Origin of the sequence: Pseudomonas sp. MYb60, from assembly GCF_002979555.1 — a bacterium.
In the GTDB taxonomy this organism is placed as follows: domain Bacteria; phylum Pseudomonadota; class Gammaproteobacteria; order Pseudomonadales; family Pseudomonadaceae; genus Aquipseudomonas.
In genome coordinates, this window is record NZ_PCOZ01000002.1 from 557456 (window position 1) to 574285 (window position 16830).

The window sequence follows — 16830 nt, forward strand, 5'->3', positions numbered from 1 at the left end:
CGGGCCCTGAGCGGTACGTTACACTGTTGCATTACCGTCTTCAGCGTAACGTTATCCGCCATGAAATTCCTGTCCTTCGCCTTTGTGTTTCTCCTGCTCGCGGGCTGCGCCAGCGGCCCTCGGCTTGACACCAGCCACCCTTCGGTGAACCACGACAACCGCGTGCAGTTCGTTGTGGTTCACTACACCTCCACCGACCTCGAGCGCTCACTGGCCCTGCTCACCCACGGGCAGGTCAGCAGTCATTACCTGATTGGCGACGACGCCTCCGGCACAATCTACAAGCTGGTGGACGAAAGCCAGCGGGCCTGGCACGCCGGCGAAAGTGAATGGATGGGCCGCACCTGGCTCAACTCCAGCTCCATCGGCATCGAGATCGTCAATCCAGGCTATCGGGACACGCCGACCGGGCGAGTCTGGTATCCGTACTCCGAAGCACAGGTGCAGTCGCTGGTGATCCTGCTCAAGGACATCAGCAAGCGTAATGGCATCGATCCCAAGAACATCATTGGCCACAGCGATATAGCACCGCTGCGCAAGTTGGATCCAGGGCCATTGTTCCCCTGGAAGCGCCTGGCGGCTGAAGGGTTGGGGGTGTGGCCGGATGCGCAGGCCGTCGCGCGCTTCCAGGTGCAGTACGCTGGCGAGTTGCCCAGCATCATCTGGTTCCAGCAGGAACTGGCCCGTCTGGGTTACCAGACACCGCAGACCGGGGAGTTGGATGTTGCCACCCGCCATGTGATCGCGGCGTTCCAGATGCATTTCCGGCCATCACGGTATGACGGTACGCCGGACGCGGAGAGTGCAGCGATCTTGCGGGCGCTCAACCACCGTTGAAGGATTGGGTTCGCCTGGTGTGGTGAGTACAGGGCGCAGCCCCTTCGCCACAAGCGCCGGCGCCTACAACGGAAGTGCCATGTAGAACTGGGTGCCCTGGCCGGGGCGCGAATAGACGCCCATGCGGCCACCGTGCAGTTGCACGATCTCCTTGCACAGGGCCAGGCCCAGGCCCGCGCCGCCCTTCTTGCGGCCCACCTGGACGAAGGGTTCGAAAATTCGCCCTTGCTGGCCATAGGCGATGCCTTCGCCATTGTCTTCCACACTGATGATGACCCGCTCACCATGGCGGCGTGCCTGCAGGCGAATCTGTCCGCCGTCGGCGGTGTGCCGCAGCGCATTGCCCAGCAGGTTGTCGAGGACGCGCTCCAACTGGGCCTGATCGGCATACAACCGGGGCAAGTCGGTTTGGGCTTCCACCACCAGTTCAATGTTCTGTGCCTTGGCCGGCTCTACAAACCGCGCGTGGGCGTGTTCAAGCAGGTCGTTAATGTCACAAGGCCCCAGGGTGAGTTTCTGCAGGCCGTTCTGATAGCGCGAGAAGTTGAGCAGGTCGTTGATCAGTTGCATCAAGCGTTGCATTTCTTCGTTAACGGTATCCAGCAGGTCCGCTTCACGGGATTCAGCGGGGAACTTCGCCCGTTCACGGAACAGGCCGAACGCCATATGCATACCGGTGACGGGCGTGCGCAGTTCATGGGAGGCACGCAACACGAACTCACTGCGCACCCTTTCGAATGCGCGCTGTTCGGTCACGTCGTGCAGCACCATCACGGCACCGAGGATATGCCCCTGGGTGTGGCTGACGGGCGTGAGGCTGTAAGTGAGCAGGCGCAACTCGCCTTCCACTTCCACTTCAAGATCATCCGGCGCACGCTCCAGGTTGCCGCCGCGCAGGACCAGTTGCAGCTGTTCATCCAGTTCCGGGCGCGCCAGCGCCTCGCCCAGGCCTTGGCCGAGGCGTTCCTCGTCCCAGCCAAGCTGGCGCTGGGCAACGGGGTTCAGATGCTCCAGGTGGCCCTGGCGGTCGATCATCAGCAAGCCATCGTCAATGCTGTCGAGCACGGCCTGCAGGCGCTGCTGACCGGCCAGGAGTTCGTCCACATTGGTCGCCTGGTGTTGGCGCAAGGCTTCGGCCATGATGCCGAAACGGCGGGTCAGCTGGTTCATTTCCGCTGCTGACGAGATCGGTAGCGTGACTTCAAAGTCGCCCTGCCCGATTTTATCCGCCGCCTTGGCCAGCGCTTCAATCGGCCCGCCAAAGCGGCGGGCGATGCCATGGGCGGTGACGAACCCGATGATCAGCACGGCCAGCCCCACCAATCCCAATAATCCCGCGACCAACAGCGCGCGCTCGCGTGACGTGTGTTCGCTGTTACTGATGTTTTGCAGTGCTTGCTTGTGCTCGGTGATCAGGCCGTTACGCAGTACGTTGAAGCTCTCGGTGAGCTTTTGCTTGCTGCCTGGCGGGGTTGAAGGTTGCTGGGATTGCTCAAACGCTTCCAGCAGCTTCTGGTAATCGGCCCGCGCCTGGACGAATCCGTGGCCTTGGTTATCGTGGCGTTCATGGGCAATGCCTTGCTCAAGCAAGTCCAGATACTGTTGCTTCGAGGCCTGCAGCGCCTGGGGGTCCGGGCGTGGTTCCAGCATCATGACCAATTGGTCGCCCAGGCTCTGGCGCAGCTTGAGCCCCAGGTCCAGGGTCACGAAGTTGCTGCGAATCAATGACTCCTGGGTCTTGGCCATTTGCATGACGCTGACCAGGCCCAGGATCAATCCCAGCAGGGCGACGGTAATCAGCGCTGAAATACTCAGGAACAACCGAGTGCGCAGTTTCATCGCAAGCTTCATAAGGTACCGCTCACAGGTTGTACTGTTTACGTTTACGGTACAGGGTCGAGGCGTCGATGCCGAGGGTGCGGGCCGCCTGATCCAGGGTATCGCTGGTGGCAAGCACTGCGCCGATATGCGCCTTTTCCAACTGATCCAGGCTCAGGGCTGCGCCAATGCGCGGCGCGTTGCTGGTCGGCTGGTCGGCCATACCCAGGTGGCTGATTTCGACTTTTTCCTGCGGGCAGATGATGCTCGCGCGCTCCACCACGTTGCGCAATTCACGGATATTGCCCGGCCAGCGGTAGTTGAGCAGCGCCTCACGCGCTTCATCGCTGAAGCCCCGCGCCGGTCGCGCATATTCCTTGACGAAGCGCGCCAGGAAGCGATCGGCCAAGGTCAGGATATCCTCACTGCGCTCGCGCAGCGGTGGCAGGTGCAAGGTGATGACGTTGAGGCGGTAGAGCAAGTCTTCGCGGAAACGCCCGTCGCGCACCATGTCTTCCAGGTTCAGGTTGGTGGCCGCGAGGATGCGAACATCGGCACGGCGAGTGACCGGGTCGCCGACGCGCTCGTATTCCTTGTCCTGGATAAATCGCAGTAACTTGGGTTGCAACGTGAGGGGAAAGTCGCCGATCTCGTCGAGGAACAGGGTGCCGCCATCCGCCTGGTTGACCCGCCCCAGGGTGCTTTCGCTGGCGCCGGTGAAAGCGCCACGGCTGTGGCCGAACAACTCACTTTCCATCAACTCGGCCGTCAGCGATGGGCAGTTGATGGTCACGCAGGATTTCTTCGCGCGCTTGCTCCAGCCGTGTATGGCGCGGGCGAGTTCACCTTTACCGGTGCCGGACTCACCGAGAATGAGGATGTTGGCGTCGGTCCCGGCCACCTGGCGTGCGGTTTCCAGCACCACCATCATTGCCGGGCTGTGGGAGTCGAGGCCGTCCTTCGGCTGACGCACGGCGCCTTCCAGTGCTTCAAGGCGCGCCGACAACTGGCGGACCTCCAACTGCTTGGCGGTGGCCAGGCGCAGTTGGTCGGGGCTGCAGGGCTTCACGAGGTAATCCGCCGCGCCGGCTTGAATGGCATCCACGGCAGTGTCGACCGCCGAATGGGCTGTGACGATAACCACGCGCATCCACGGCGCCTGGATGCGCATCTGCGCCAAAACGTCCAAGCCATTGTCTTCGCCCAGCCGCAGGTCCAGGAAGCACAGGTCGAACACTTGGCGCTGCATCAGCGCATCGGCCTGAGCGGCACTGTTGGCGGTGGCCACGGTATAGCCTTCGTCTTCCAGGCAGTAGCGGAAGGTGCGCAGGATCGCGGATTCGTCATCCACTAAAAGAATACGGCCTTGAAGTTCCTTGGCTGATTCCATCTGTTCCGCGCTCCTTAACTATGAATGATGGTGATTAGTCCCGGAAAAATCGGGCAAGTTGCATGGTTCATTCTGATCGATAAAAGGAAGCGTCGCGCAGGTATCTTCATGACATCCTACGAAACACCCTCCCTGATGGCGTTTTCATGCCGTCTAGCCACTTCGGCAATGCCTTTATCGCGTTCTATCCATCGGCCCGACCGCTGGCCATCGTGCATTTCGCACGGCCCCTCGGGGGGTATCGTGCAGGATGCTGGCCCCCAAGTGATTTTAAAAACTTTAACTCATTGATTTTATTGAGTTTTATTTTTGAAAAAAGCTGGCATGCACCCTGCAATATCCCTCCCAACGAATAATCAGAATGCGGGAGAACAGCAGCATGACTCGCCAAAGCCTCAGCCCATTGTGTGTATCTCCCCAGCGCCTGCAACAAGGTCTGCTTGCCAGCCTGGCGTTGATGATCACCTTGATTGCGGGCCAGCAGCTGCAGCAATGGCAGCAGAGTCAGCAGCAAACCCTGCACTTTGACCGTCCGGCCATGGGCCAGACCCACTTCAGTTCCATCGGTAGCGTTTCTGCCGATGCAACCGCCCCGCAGTTGCGTGTAGCCGACCAGGATTCAACTCTGGGTGAGCTGCCTGTGCAAGAGCGTTGGGTGTTCTAGGCAACAAAGCGGTTGTTCATTGTGAGCGACCGTACGGCACTACCGCTGTTACCTCTATAGAAGCGTAAGGAGAATCACCATGTTGAGTTGGGCAATCACATTTCTGATCATCGCCATTGTGGCTGCAGTCCTGGGCTTCGGTGGTATCGCGGGCACCGCCACGGGTATCGCCAAGATCCTGTTTGTGGTCTTCCTGGTGATGTTCATTGCGTCGTTCTTCTTTGGTCGTCGCGGCCGAGGCTGAATATGACCTCCCTGTCCTTTAAAGCCATGGCTGCCGCCCTGATCCTGGGCGGCAGCGGCCTGGCGATGGCCGCCAATGACGGCCAATCCCGAGCCAACCAAATGCTCAGCGCGGATCCGCAGTTGCGCGAGACGTGGCAAGACGTGGTGAAGAGTGAAGAGCGTCTGCCGGACTGGGTGATCAACCTGTCGGGCGCGGCCGAGCAAATGAATGGTGTGGAAGAGGATGGCGACAAGTATCTGGTGGGGCCGCTCTGCGAAACTGCCGATACCTGTCTGAACAAGCGCCTGATCGTTGCGTTCAGCCTCGATAAGGAAGATGCCTACGCCATGTTGGTGGAAGTCCCGGCCGGCCTGCCGGCGGACAAGTCGCCGACACGGCACGCCGATTACCGTTTTATCGGTAAGCCGGACGAAGGCATGCAGAAACTGTTGATGGAACAACTGAAGAAAGATCCGAATTGGTACTAGGTTTCGTCTGACGTATCTGTCGAAGACGGGACCAGCGTCCATAGAAGCCAGCCCATTCGCTTGCTTCTGTCTGTACCGCTCGCCAAGGGCGGTGCATGACCAAGGGGCCGGGTTGCTCTGATCAATCGAGATCGGCGTGACCTACGGGTACAGGGAGTGCCTGCGCAAGGGCCGGGTCAGGCGAAAAGCTGCGACGCAGGTTCACAAGCTCACGGCTTGTTGAACTTGCGACGGGCTGACCCCTCTCAAATCTCCCCTCATACCGCCCTTAGTTGCAAATTTCGATTTTGCCTGGTCACAACCATTACCTGGTGTGTCGAGATGACCATCTATCGATAAAGTTTTGCCCCGTCCATAAGACATTTCTGACACCAAGCCCTGAATTTCTCAGGCATCTACGCCTGTGCCCCAAACACGTGCTGAATCCCTGAGCGAGCCGGGTTTGGCAGGTTCACGGCATATTCACCGGGCAATATGTCGCATTTGAACTGACCGTTCGGACAGTTATCATGGAAAAAAGCCATGCCGATTCGGCATAGGGTAGGCGTTTACGGCATTAGACGCCGCTCCCTTGCATCGGAATAGTTGCGCCTTTTTTCGCCTGCCAGTAAGCCATTTCGGCCACGCTGCGGTGACCTTCCATGGAGGCAGATGCACACACTTTTTCGCTCTCGAGCGTTGCAGCTGGCGCATTTGCCTTAAGTTCACTTGAAGTAAGGGTAATGACATGAAGAAGGCAAAGCTAAGCCTCGCCTGGCAGATCCTCATCGGTTTGGTGCTCGGGATCGCAATCGGTGCAGTGCTCAACCATTTCAGTGCTGAAAAGGCCTGGTGGATCAGCAATGTGTTGCAGCCAGCGGGCGATATCTTTATCCGCCTGATCAAGATGATCGTGATCCCGATTGTGATCTCCTCGCTGATCGTCGGCATCGCCGGTGTCGGTGACGCGAAGAAACTCGGGCGCATCGGCGTCAAAACCATCCTTTACTTCGAAATCGTCACCACCGTCGCGATCGTGGTCGGCCTGCTGCTGGCAAACCTGTTCCACCCGGGTGCCGGCATCGACATGAGTACCCTGGGTACCGTCGATATCTCCAAGTACACCGCCACTGCCGCCGAAGTGCAGCATGAGCATGCGTTTATCCAGACCATCCTCAACCTGATCCCGTCGAACATCTTCGCCGCCGTTGCCCGTGGCGAAATGCTGCCGATCATCTTCTTCTCGGTGCTGTTCGGCCTCGGCCTGTCGAGCCTCAAGCCTGAGCTGCGCGAGCCGCTGGTGACCATGTTCCAGGGCGTGTCCGAGAGCATGTTCAAAGTCACCCACATGATCATGAAGTACGCCCCGATCGGCGTATTCGCACTGATCGCGGTGACCGTGGCCAACTTCGGCTTCGCCTCGCTGCTGCCGCTGGCCAAGCTGGTGATCCTGGTTTACGTCGCCATCCTGTTCTTCGCGTTCGTGGTGCTGGGCCTGATTGCTCGCCTGTTCGGCTTCTCGGTGATCAAGCTGATGCGCATCTTCAAGGATGAGCTGGTGCTGGCCTACTCCACCGCCAGCTCCGAAACCGTGCTGCCGCGTGTGATCGAGAAGATGGAAGCCTACGGCGCGCCGAAGGCGATCTGCAGCTTCGTGGTGCCGACCGGTTACTCCTTCAACCTCGACGGTTCGACCCTGTACCAGAGCATCGCGGCCATCTTCATTGCCCAGCTGTACGGCATCGACCTGTCGGTCGGCCAGCAATTGATGCTGGTGCTGACCCTGATGGTCACCTCCAAAGGCATCGCCGGCGTACCGGGTGTGTCCTTCGTGGTGCTGTTGGCCACCTTGGGCAGCGTGGGTATCCCATTGGAAGGCCTGGCGTTCATTGCCGGTGTCGACCGCATCATGGACATGGCGCGTACCGCCCTGAACGTGATCGGCAATGCCCTGGCCGTGCTGGTTATCTCGCGTTGGGAAGGCATGTACGACGACGCCAAGGGCGAGCGCTACTGGAACTCCCTGCCGCACTGGCGCAGCAAGGAAGCCGCGCCGGTCGCTCAGGCGACCCGCAGCTGATAGCGCCAGCGCTTTAAGACAAACCCCGGGAAATCCGGGGTTTGTCGTTTCTGCCAGCCCCGCTATCATTCGCCCCATTCTTCGGGGGATTCAACTGATGCTCAATGGCCTGTGGCTTGGCTTCTTTGTCGTGGCAATGGTGTCGGCGCTGGCGCAATGGCTTGTCGGCGGCAATGCCGGGATCTTTGCGGCGATGGTCGAAAGCATTTTCGCCATGGCCAAACTGTCGGTGGAAGTCATGGTGCTGCTGTTCGGCACCCTGACGCTGTGGCTGGGCTTTCTGCGTATCGCCGAAAAGGCCGGGATCGTTGATTGGCTGGCCAAGGCGCTGGGCCCGCTGTTCCGCCGCCTGATGCCGGAAGTGCCGGCTGGCCATCCGGCCATCGGCCTGATCACGCTCAACTTCGCCGCCAACGGCCTGGGGCTGGACAACGCCGCAACGCCCATCGGCCTGAAGGCAATGAAGGCGCTGCAGGAACTCAACCCCATCCCTAACACCGCGAGCAATGCGCAGATCCTGTTTCTGGTGCTCAACGCGTCCTCGCTGACGCTGTTGCCGGTGACGATCTTCATGTACCGCGCGCAGCAAGGCGCAGCGGACCCGACGCTGGTGTTCCTGCCGATCCTGCTGGCCACCAGTGCATCGACGCTGGTGGGCCTGCTCTCGGTGGCGATCATGCAGCGGTTGCGGCTGTGGGACCCAGTGGTGCTGGCGTACCTGATCCCCGGCGCACTGGTGCTCGGCGGCTTCATGGCGCTGCTGGCGACGTTGTCGGCCACGGCGCTGGCGGGCCTGTCGTCGATCCTCGGCAACCTCACGTTGTTTGGCCTGATCATGCTGTTCCTGGTGATCGGCGCGCTGCGCAAGGTGAAGGTGTATGAGGCTTTTGTCGAAGGTGCCAAAGAAGGCTTCGATGTCGCGAAGAATTTGCTGCCATACCTGGTGGCGATGTTATGTGCCGTGGGCGTGCTGCGGGCCTCGGGGGCACTGGATTTCGGCCTTGAAGGCATCCGCCACCTGGTCGCCTGGACGGGCATGGACACCCGCTTCGTCGATGCCTTGCCGACCGCGATGGTCAAGCCGTTTTCCGGCAGCGCTGCGCGGGCGATGTTGATCGAGACCATGCAGACCCAAGGCGTCGACAGCTTCCCGGCATTGGTGGCCGCGACGATCCAGGGCAGTACGGAAACCACCTTTTATGTGTTGGCGGTGTACTTTGGCTCGGTAGGCATCCAGCGGGCCAGGCATGCCGTGGGCTGCGCGTTGCTGGCGGAGTTTGCGGGTGTCGTGGCGGCTATTGCGGTGTGCTACTGGTTCTTTGGCTGAGGCTGAGATTGCTATCGTGGGCAAGTCGAATCGTCGCACCGCCCCCGATAGGGCCCTCACTGTTTCACAGCACCGTTGCCCTGCTGCACAACCCAATCCACCACCTGCTTGTTCAATTGGTCCCCCGCCTGCACAAACCCGGCCACCACCGCCGGCACCTGGGTTTCACTTACAGGCTGACGCACCTCAAACCGCCGACTGGCAATGATCCGCTGATCACTGCCGCGCACCAGCCGCGCGTCCAGGCGAATCACGACCTCCACCGCACTGCCCCGGTACTCACTCTGGAACGCCTGCAACTGCCCGCCCAACTCATAGTCGGCCTGCAGGTTGGTGTCATCGGTGCTCAGCAGTGTCACCCGGCCATCGCGTTGGAACCCATCCAGCAGGCGATTGCGCAGCAGCACCGGCGACGGGTCGCTCCAGCGCGCGTTGGCGTAGCTGCTGATCAGGTCACCGTTGGGCACCACGGCAATGCGCGGGCTGTCGAGAAATTCGCTGGACTGGGGCTTGGTGAGGCGCAGCGACCACGCCACTGGCGAACCCTGGCTGGCCGTCTGGCTGCCTGCCAGGCGGTACACATCCGAAGGGTCTGGCTTGGGCAGGATCGAGCAGGCGCTGACCAGTGCCAGGGCAACGGGGACGATCAGTTGATAATTACGCTTCATGGCGTGAACTCCTTGTTCTTGTCGCTGCCCAGCAGGTAGCCGCTGGGGTTGGCTTCCAGGCGGCGGGAGATGGCGCGCAGCGAACCGAGGGTTTCGCGCAGTTCGCGCACGGCCGGCGCCAGTTCGTTGAGGCCCTGCATGCCGCTGTTTACCGAATCCTTGTTGTTGGCCAGCAAGGTATTGATGGTGGCGGTGCTTTGCTCGAGGGATTTCATCGCCTGCTCGGCGCTGCCGAACGCCTGTTTGCCTTGATCGTTGAGCAAGCCATTGGCATTGCGCATCAGCACGGTGGTTTGCTCCAGTGCGCCGCTGGCCTGTTTGCTCACCTGCATCAGTTGCTGCATCACCACCTTGATATCGCCGCGCTGGTCGGCGATGGCGCCGGTGGTTTGTTGCAGGTTGTCCAGGGTGTTGCTCAAGCGCTCGACGTTCTCACGGGAGAACAACGCGTTGGCGTTGTGCAGCAGCAGGTTGATGCTGGTCATCAGGTCGTTGCTGTTATTGAGCAGGCGCGCGATGGGCGATGGCGAGGCGATGATTTCCGGCAGGTTGCCGTCCTTGCCCTTGAGCTCCGGGCTCTGGGGCGTGCCGCCGCTGAGCTGGATGATCGAAGTGCCGGTGATGCCGGTCAGGGCCAGCTTGGCCTGGGTGTCGACCTTGATCGGCGTCTGCCCGGCCAGGCGGATGCGCGCCAGTACGCGGCGCGGGTCTTTAGGGTCCAGGCGCAGGCTGATCACGTCGCCCACCTTGATCCCGCTGTACTGCACCGCGCTGCCCTGGGACAGGCCGCTGACCGCTTCGTTGAACACCACCTCGTAATCCTGGAAGGCACTGTCGACGCTGGACTTGGCCAGCCACAGCCCGAACAGCATCGCGCCGACCACCACGATCACGCTGAATAGACCGATCATCACATGATGGGCGCGGGTTTCCATGTCATACCTCGTTGAGCGATTGAGCGGCGTCCAACGCCGCGCGGCCACGAGGGCCGTGGAAATATTCGTGGATCCACGCGTCGTCCGTCTCCGAGACGACATCGATGGCATCGGCCACCAGCACTTTCTTCTGTGCCAGTACCGCCACGCGGTCGGTGATGGTGTACAGCGTGTCCAGGTCGTGGGTGACCAGGAACACGCTCAGGCCCAACGCGTCGCGCAGGGTCAGGATCAGTTGGTCGAATTGTGCCGCGCCAATCGGGTCGAGGCCGGCGGTGGGTTCGTCGAGGAACAGGATATCCGGGTCCAGCGCCAGCGCGCGAGCCAGGGCGGCGCGCTTGATCATGCCGCCGGACAGCGACGCCGGGTACTTATCCGCCGCTGACAGCGGCAGCCCGGCCAGGGCCAGTTTGACCGCCGCCAGGTGCTCGGCGTCGCGGCGGCTGAGGCCGGCGTGTTCGATCAGCGGCAGCGCGACGTTCTCGGTCACGGTCAGCGAGGAAAACAGCGCGCCCTTCTGGAACAGCACGCCAAAGCGCCGTTCCACCAGCGAACGCTCGTGCTCGGGCAGGCTGGGCAGGTTCTTGCCGAACACCCGCACCTCGCCTTCGCTGGGCTGGCGCAGGCCGACAATGCTGCGCAGCAGCACCGATTTGCCGCTGCCGGAGCCGCCGACCACAGCGAGGATCTCGCCTCTGTACAAATCCAGGTCGAGGTTCTCGTGCACGCTCTGGCTGCCAAAGCGATTGCACAGGCCGCGCACTTCAATCACCGCCTCACTGGGCGCTCGGTGTAGACGACTCACCAGCCCATCTCCATGAAGAACAACGCGGCCACCGCATCCAGCACGATCACCACAAAGATCGATTGCACCACGCTCGAGGTGGTGTGGGCGCCAACAGACTCGGCGCTGCCGCTGACCTTGAAGCCTTCCAGGCAGCCGATCGCGGCGATCAGGAAAGCGAAGACCGGCGCCTTCACCATGCCCACCAGGAAGTGCTGCACGCCAATGTCCGACTGCAGCAGCGACAGGAACATCGCCGGCGAAATATCCAGGGCCACGGCGCACACCACCCCGCCGCCGACGATCCCCGAGAGCATCGCCACGAAGGTCAGCATCGGCAGCGCCACCAACAGCGACAGTACGCGCGGCAGCACCAGCAGCTCCATCGGGTCCAGGCCCAGGGTGCGGATGGCGTCGATTTCTTCGTTGGCCTTCATCGAGCCGATTTGCGCGGTAAAGGCACTGGCGGTGCGGCCGGCGATCAGGATCGCGGTGAGCAATACGCCAAATTCGCGCAGAAATGAAAACGCCACCAGGTCCACGGTGAAAATCGTCGCACCAAAGCTCTTGAGCACCGTCGCACCGAGAAACGCCACCACGGCACCGACCAGGAACGTCAGCAGCGCAACGATGGGCGCGGCGTCGAGGCCGGTTTGTTCAATGTGCGACACCATCGGCGTGATGCGCCAGCGCTTGGGCCGGAAAATGCCACGGGCGAAGGTCTCCAGGATCAGGCCGATGAAGCCCAGCAGTTGCTTGCTGTCCTGCCAGACCTTATCCACCGCGCGTCCGATGCGGGCCAACACCTGGATGCCGGTGCCTTCTTCCGCCGCTTTGTCCGGCACGCAAAAGTCATGCAGGGAGCGGTAGACCGTCTTGAGCAGTGCACGGTCGGCGGCGGACAGGCTGCAATCGGTCTGTTCGGCGGATTGTTCGATGCGCACCGGGCCCAGCAGCTCCACCAGTAATGAAGCGCCGGCGGTGTCCAGGGCACCGAGGCCATTGAGGTCGATGCGCGCGCCGGCGTCATATTGGCCGTCGAGGGTGTCCGACAGCTTCTTCAGGCTGGCGTAGTGCGCAAGCGTCCAGTCCCCCGTAATCCTCAGTTGAGGCGGAGACGTGGACGTGTCGAGGTGGGCTGAGCCGGCGGTGGTACTACTGGTCATAAGCTCCGAGCTTGTTTGGCTATCCACAATTCCTACGTAATAGCACGATCCATCCTACTTTGGGTTGTCCGTTTGTGCTGTGTCGGTCACTTTGAAGCGCAACACGCCGATCACTTGGCCATCTTCGGTCAGCACGCGCACCTGCCAGCGGCCCACGGCGTCGGCGGGGAAGTTCTGCTTGTGGGTCCAGGCGCGGTAGCCTTCCTTGCGCCCGCCGTGGATGTCCAGGGCGATGCGGTCGACTTCCTTGCCGTTGAATTTCCACACGTGATAGATGCGTTCATCCAGGCCACGCGGCGCGTTGATCGCGGTGTAGGCGTACAGGCCGGTGCTGCGCAGTTGGGCGGCGTTGACTTCCTTTAGGTCGTCGCCGGGGGTGCGGTCTTGCAGCTGAGTGCTGATGGCCACTTCGGTCATCCACAGCGTGGCCGGCGGCACCCAACTGCGCAGGAACCAACCGGCGCAACCAATGGCGGCGGTCACCCCCAGCAGCATGGCCCAGCCCTTGAGGCTGCGCAGCGGCAGGCTGACCGCCAGGCTCGGAATCGACAGGGCCATGGCCACGCCGAGGGCCAGCTTGTAGCTCTCGGCGGTGGTCAGGTGCAGGATGATCGGCAGTGCGGTAAGCAACGCGGCAAACAGGGTCAGGGTGTGCAGCGCCAGGAACAGCGAACGCTTGGGCGCCAGCCATTTGTAGTACAGCGGGTCGACAATCGACACCAGTGCTGCCGCGCCGAGCAGGCCGGTAAACACTGACTGACCGCTGTTCCAGGCGGTGGTGACGAAAAAGAAGGGCAGCACGAAAAACAGACTTTCCTGGTGGATCATCTGGGTCGCATAACGCAGCAGGGGCTCGGGAATTTCGCGCTTGAAGAGTTTGGTGAACAGCTGCGTAAAGCTGTTTTCCAGCATCAGCCACAACCAGCTCACCAACATAATTACCGCGATCCAACTGGCCATGCCCTGCTGGCGGTCTACCAGAATGAAGCTGCATACCCCCGAAATGAAGCCACCGAGTGCGATCACCCCTGGGTAGCGCTTCATCAGGACGAGTACGCGCTGGATAAATTGGGTCAGGTTTTGCATTCGGCGGTTCGCAGTCTTCGTGGGAAAAATCCCTGACAGGATAACGTCTTGGCCCGCTTACCGGTGCCCGATTACGCGATCCGTTTGCGATAAACCCGCACGCCGATCAACACAATCGCAATCAACCCGAGTACGCCGGCGCCTATCCAACCAAGGGCGTCGTAGCTCAACAGCGGTTTCTCGATACGCCAGTAGCCCGGCTGCTTGAACACCTGGTGCATGGCCTGGTTGGCCTGGTCCAGGCTCACCGACTTGATGCGCTTGACCGGGTCGCTGAAGTGGCCATTGTTGTAATCGCCGGAGGCGCTCCAGTAATAGTCCGCCAGGGCGCTGTTGCCCTGCACGGCCCACGCCTGGCGGGCGATGGCAGCGTGTTGCAGGCGGGCGAATACGGCAGGGTCCAAGCCGTTCTTGAGCAACTGGGCCTTGAGGTCCTGCAGCAGCTGTTCGGCGTCGGCGAGGTTTTCCCGCTCAAGGTCGGCATTGATGCTGAGGAACCCAACGCCGCCGAGTACTTCCCGTTCGCTCCAGGGGCCGTAGGATAAACCGTGCTTGAGTCGCAGCTCGCGGTACAGCGCCCAGTCGAGATAGTCCTTGAGCAGGTCGTAGGTTTCATCGTACTGATCGTCCAGCACTGGCTCGGGGAACAGCCAGTGCAGCTTGGCGCTGTTACCGACCCAGCCGTGGATCAGCTCGCGATGGCTGGCGGCGGCTTGCTGGATCTGCGGCAGTTCCGGGTGATCGGTGGGCTCGACCGGGTCGAGCTGGCCGAAGGTGCGTTCGAGGTACGCCGGCAGCAGTTTGTCGAGGTCGCCGACGATGATCAGGGTCATGTTGTTGGGGGCGTACCAGTTTTTGCGCAGGTCCTCCAGTTGGGCGCGGGTCAAGTGGCCGACTTCGGCGCGTTCGGCGCATTTGAGCCCCAGTTCGACCGCCAGTTGGTTGCTGGCGGTGTGGCCCAGGTCCTGGCGGTCGAGCAGGCGTTGCAGGTGCGAGTAATGGCCGCCGTCTTCGCGCTCCACCACCTGCTTGGCGGCAGCGATATTGGCCTCGCTCAGCTCGGTGCGGGTGATGATCGCCAGCAACAGGTCGAGCACTTTGCGCTGGTTGCGCGCGGGGGCTTCGATCACGAAGGTGGTGTCGGCATTGCTGGTGTAGGCGTTCCACTCGCCGCCCAGGGCTTGCATGCGGTCTTCCAGGTCGCCTTCGCTGCCGCCGTCGATACCGCTGAACAGCAGGTGTTCAAGCAGGTGCGGTAATTCCTTGTCATCGCAACCGAAGTCATCCAGGCCGACGCCGACCACCAGGCGAATCGCCACATGCCCGCGTTCGGTGCCAGGCTTGAGCAGCAATTGCAGGCCGTTGGGCAGGGTGTAGCCCTCGACTTGCAGGCGGTCAAAGGCGAAGGCGTGGGCAGAACCGAGCAACAGGCAGGCGAATAGCAGGCGACGCATAACTGGCTTCCTGGCGAGTGAGGTCAGTTTTAACTGACTTCACGGGCCATCTTACGTTCAGGGCGAATGTGTGATGTCGGCAATATCGTCGGCGGAGAGCGCGCCGGTGTCGGACGTTTCCAGCACGACATAGGCGCTGCTGCAAAACAGTGAATTCAAGCGTTTCATGTCGGCGATCAGCTCGAGGTGCAGGGAGCTGGTCTCCAGGCTCTGTACGATCTTGCGTTGCAGGCGGCTGACATGGGCGTGAGCCAAGCGCCGTTCCTGGGCGCGGAAGCGGCGTTTTTCGCGCAGCAACTGGCGGGCGCTCTCTGGGTCGGCACTGAGAAATACCGACAGGCCCAGGCGCAGGTTGGCGATCAACTGGCTGTGCAGGCCGCTGAGTTCTTCCAGGCCGACTTCGGAAAACTGCCGGCGCTGAGAGGTTTTCTGCTGCTGGACCTTGCGCAGCATGCGTTCGATCAGGTCGCCGGCCAGCTTCAGGTTGATCGACAGTTCGATGATTTCGGCCCAGCGCCGGCTGTCCTGCTCGCTGAGGTCTTCGCGGGGCATCTGCGCCAGGTAGAGTTTGATCGCGCTGTAGAGCGATTCGACATCATCGCTGAGGCTGCGCATTTCCTGGGTGATGGCGGTTTGTTTGCCACGCAGCACTTCCTGCATGGACATTAGCATGTTGTCGATCAGGTCGCCCAGGCGCAGGGTTTCGCGGGCAGCGTTGGCCAGCGCCAGGCTCGGGGTGGTCAAGGCGGTGGGGTCCAAGTGGCGCGGCTTGGCCTTGCCGTTGGTGTCTTCCCGCTCCGGCAGCAGCCAGGCGCACAGGCGCGCCATGGGCCCGATGGTTGGCAGCAGGATCAGGCAGCGGCTGACGTTGTAGAGCAGGTGGAAGGTGATGACCATGCCTTGGGCGCTGTAGTCCAAACCGTCCATCCACAGGACAAGGGGATCGAGTACCGGGATGATCAGCAACAGCCCGATCAACTTGTACAACAGGCTGCCCAGTGCCACCTGGCGTCCGGCGGCGTTCTGCATGCTGGTGCTGAGGAAGGCCAGCACGCCGCTGCCGATGTTGGCTCCGATCACCAGGCCGATGGCCACGTGCAAGCCGATTACGCCGGCGCCGGCCAGGGTGGCGGTGAGCAGCACAGCGGCCAGGCTCGAGTAGGAAATCATCGCGAACAACGCGCCGACCAGGGCGTCGAGCAGGATGTCGCCTGTCAACGAGGCGAACAGCACTTTCACGCCCTGAGCGTGGGTGATAGGCCCGGCGGCTTCGACGATCAGTTGCAGCGCGAGGATGATCAACCCGAGGCCGATGCCCACCCGGCCCAACTGCCCGGCCCGCGTCTGTTTGCGCGACAGGAAGAAAATCACCCCGAGGAAGATCAGCAGCGGCGACAGCCAGGACAGGTCGAACGTCAGCACCCGCGCCATGAGCGCCGTACCGACGTCGGCACCAAGCATGGTCGCCAATGCAGGCATCAGCCCCATCAGGCCTTGGCCCACAAACGAGGTGACCAGCATCGCCGTGGCGTTGCTGCTCTGCACCATGGCCGTCACCAGGATACCGGCGATAAACGCCAGCCAGCGCTTGGACATGTTGTGCCCGATGACTTGGCGCAAGTTGGAGCCGTAGACCCGCAGGATGCCGGTCCGGACGATGTGCGTGCCCCAGATCAGCAGGGTCACGGCGGAAAGCAGATTGAGCAAGGTCAGCATGCTCGGCCCCCCGTGTGGGTGCGCTCCAAAGGGAGCGTAGGAAGTTTGCCGCGTGCCGCTCTACGTCTTGTACTTAAGCTGTAGTTGGCGAATGGCCTGCGCGCCAGCATCGCATAGCTAAAGTGACGATTGAAACAAAACTGTCACATGTAGAAGCGAGCTTGCTCGCGAAGAACGTCAACGATAACGCGTTCATTTTGAAAGAACGCGGT

Annotated in this window: 15 protein-coding genes; 6 read left to right on the plus strand and 9 right to left on the minus strand. The window is 61.5% G+C overall.

The annotated features are described in order from the left end of the window. Nucleotides 1-60 precede the first annotated feature (60 nt). Nucleotides 61-837, plus strand: a complete 777-nt coding sequence (locus CQ041_RS05425) for an N-acetylmuramoyl-L-alanine amidase (RefSeq protein WP_105521437.1) — start codon at nt 61-63, stop codon at nt 835-837. Between the two features lie 63 nt (nt 838-900). Here CQ041_RS05425 and CQ041_RS05430 read toward each other — a convergent pair whose 3' ends face one another. Together CQ041_RS05430 and algB are read right to left on the minus strand one after the other, a co-directional pair. Beyond that, nucleotides 901-2688, minus strand: a complete 1788-nt coding sequence (locus tag CQ041_RS05430) for a KinB sensor domain-containing domain (protein WP_105521438.1) — start codon at nt 2686-2688, stop codon at nt 901-903. 10 nt (nt 2689-2698) lie between these two features. Beyond that, nucleotides 2699-4045 carry a sigma-54-dependent response regulator transcription factor AlgB gene (algB, locus tag CQ041_RS05435; protein WP_105521439.1) on the minus strand — a complete coding sequence of 449 codons (1347 nt, stop codon included), beginning with the start codon at nt 4043-4045 and terminating at the stop codon, nt 2699-2701. A gap of 379 nt (nt 4046-4424) precedes the next feature. On the opposite strand from algB, the gene CQ041_RS05440 reads away from it, so the two are divergent. From CQ041_RS05440 to CQ041_RS05460, 5 genes are all read left to right on the plus strand, one after another. After that, on the plus strand, nt 4425-4709 hold the full coding sequence (locus CQ041_RS05440) for a hypothetical protein (RefSeq protein WP_105521479.1): 285 nt from the start codon (nt 4425-4427) through the stop codon (nt 4707-4709). Between the two features lie 79 nt (nt 4710-4788). Continuing rightward, nucleotides 4789-4953 carry a DUF1328 domain-containing protein gene (locus CQ041_RS05445; protein WP_003170804.1) on the plus strand — a complete coding sequence of 55 codons (165 nt, stop codon included), beginning with the start codon at nt 4789-4791 and terminating at the stop codon, nt 4951-4953. Nucleotides 4954-4955: 2 nt separating this feature from the next. After that, nucleotides 4956-5423 (plus strand): inhibitor of vertebrate lysozyme family protein, encoded by a 468-nt coding sequence (locus tag CQ041_RS05450; RefSeq protein ID WP_105521440.1) that lies wholly within the window; start codon nt 4956-4958, stop codon nt 5421-5423. 727 nt (nt 5424-6150) lie between these two features. Then, nucleotides 6151-7482 (plus strand): glutamate/aspartate:proton symporter GltP, encoded by a 1332-nt coding sequence (gltP, locus tag CQ041_RS05455; RefSeq protein WP_105521441.1) that lies wholly within the window; start codon nt 6151-6153, stop codon nt 7480-7482. A 97-nt stretch (nt 7483-7579) separates the two neighbouring features. Beyond that, a complete protein-coding gene (locus CQ041_RS05460; RefSeq protein WP_105521442.1) occupies nt 7580-8809 on the plus strand; it encodes a nucleoside recognition domain-containing protein in 1230 nt (409 codons plus the stop codon). A 56-nt stretch (nt 8810-8865) separates the two neighbouring features. Here CQ041_RS05460 and CQ041_RS05465 read toward each other — a convergent pair whose 3' ends face one another. The 7 genes from CQ041_RS05465 to CQ041_RS05495 form a co-directional block, all read right to left on the minus strand. Continuing rightward, a complete protein-coding gene (locus CQ041_RS05465) occupies nt 8866-9477 on the minus strand; it encodes an ABC-type transport auxiliary lipoprotein family protein (RefSeq protein ID WP_105521443.1) in 612 nt (203 codons plus the stop codon). Continuing rightward, complete coding sequence (locus CQ041_RS05470; protein ID WP_105521444.1) at nt 9474-10412, minus strand: MlaD family protein; 939 nt, start codon at nt 10410-10412, stop codon at nt 9474-9476. Before CQ041_RS05470 ends, CQ041_RS05465 begins: the two co-directional genes overlap by 4 nt. Before the next feature lies 1 nt (nt 10413). Further along, entirely contained in the window at nt 10414-11217 is an 804-nt protein-coding gene (locus CQ041_RS05475) for an ABC transporter ATP-binding protein (protein WP_105521445.1), read from the minus strand. Beyond that, nucleotides 11214-12362 carry an ABC transporter permease gene (locus tag CQ041_RS05480; RefSeq protein ID WP_105521446.1) on the minus strand — a complete coding sequence of 383 codons (1149 nt, stop codon included), beginning with the start codon at nt 12360-12362 and terminating at the stop codon, nt 11214-11216. The genes CQ041_RS05475 and CQ041_RS05480 overlap by 4 nt, the downstream gene beginning before the upstream one ends. A gap of 54 nt (nt 12363-12416) precedes the next feature. Continuing rightward, nucleotides 12417-13448: a DUF5924 family protein gene (locus tag CQ041_RS05485; RefSeq protein ID WP_105521447.1), complete on the minus strand. Its 1032-nt coding sequence runs from the start codon at nt 13446-13448 to the stop codon at nt 12417-12419. Between the two features lie 71 nt (nt 13449-13519). Next, nucleotides 13520-14902, minus strand: a complete 1383-nt coding sequence (locus tag CQ041_RS05490; protein ID WP_105521448.1) for a pitrilysin family protein — start codon at nt 14900-14902, stop codon at nt 13520-13522. 57 nt (nt 14903-14959) lie between these two features. After that, a complete protein-coding gene (locus CQ041_RS05495) occupies nt 14960-16618 on the minus strand; it encodes a Na/Pi cotransporter family protein (protein WP_105521449.1) in 1659 nt (552 codons plus the stop codon). Nucleotides 16619-16830: the final 212 nt, after the last annotated feature.

What these genes read in the sequence shown, in the direction of transcription:
- algB (WP_105521439.1), bottom strand. Translation starts at nt 4,045, where the DNA reads ATGGAATCAGCCAAGGAACTTCAAGGCCGTATTCTTTTAGTGGATGAC.
- gltP (WP_105521441.1), top strand. Translation starts at nt 6,151, where the DNA reads ATGAAGAAGGCAAAGCTAAGCCTCGCCTGGCAGATCCTCATCGGTTTG.
- CQ041_RS05440 (WP_105521479.1), top strand. Translation starts at nt 4,425, where the DNA reads ATGACTCGCCAAAGCCTCAGCCCATTGTGTGTATCTCCCCAGCGCCTG.
- CQ041_RS05465 (WP_105521443.1), bottom strand. Translation starts at nt 9,477, where the DNA reads ATGAAGCGTAATTATCAACTGATCGTCCCCGTTGCCCTGGCACTGGTC.
- CQ041_RS05480 (WP_105521446.1), bottom strand. Translation starts at nt 12,362, where the DNA reads ATGACCAGTAGTACCACCGCCGGCTCAGCCCACCTCGACACGTCCACG.
- CQ041_RS05470 (WP_105521444.1), bottom strand. Translation starts at nt 10,412, where the DNA reads ATGGAAACCCGCGCCCATCATGTGATGATCGGTCTATTCAGCGTGATC.
- CQ041_RS05460 (WP_105521442.1), top strand. Translation starts at nt 7,580, where the DNA reads ATGCTCAATGGCCTGTGGCTTGGCTTCTTTGTCGTGGCAATGGTGTCG.
- CQ041_RS05450 (WP_105521440.1), top strand. Translation starts at nt 4,956, where the DNA reads ATGACCTCCCTGTCCTTTAAAGCCATGGCTGCCGCCCTGATCCTGGGC.
- CQ041_RS05485 (WP_105521447.1), bottom strand. Translation starts at nt 13,448, where the DNA reads ATGCAAAACCTGACCCAATTTATCCAGCGCGTACTCGTCCTGATGAAG.
- CQ041_RS05425 (WP_105521437.1), top strand. Translation starts at nt 61, where the DNA reads ATGAAATTCCTGTCCTTCGCCTTTGTGTTTCTCCTGCTCGCGGGCTGC.
- CQ041_RS05430 (WP_105521438.1), bottom strand. Translation starts at nt 2,688, where the DNA reads ATGAAGCTTGCGATGAAACTGCGCACTCGGTTGTTCCTGAGTATTTCA.
- CQ041_RS05495 (WP_105521449.1), bottom strand. Translation starts at nt 16,618, where the DNA reads ATGCTGACCTTGCTCAATCTGCTTTCCGCCGTGACCCTGCTGATCTGG.
- CQ041_RS05490 (WP_105521448.1), bottom strand. Translation starts at nt 14,902, where the DNA reads ATGCGTCGCCTGCTATTCGCCTGCCTGTTGCTCGGTTCTGCCCACGCC.
- CQ041_RS05445 (WP_003170804.1), top strand. Translation starts at nt 4,789, where the DNA reads ATGTTGAGTTGGGCAATCACATTTCTGATCATCGCCATTGTGGCTGCA.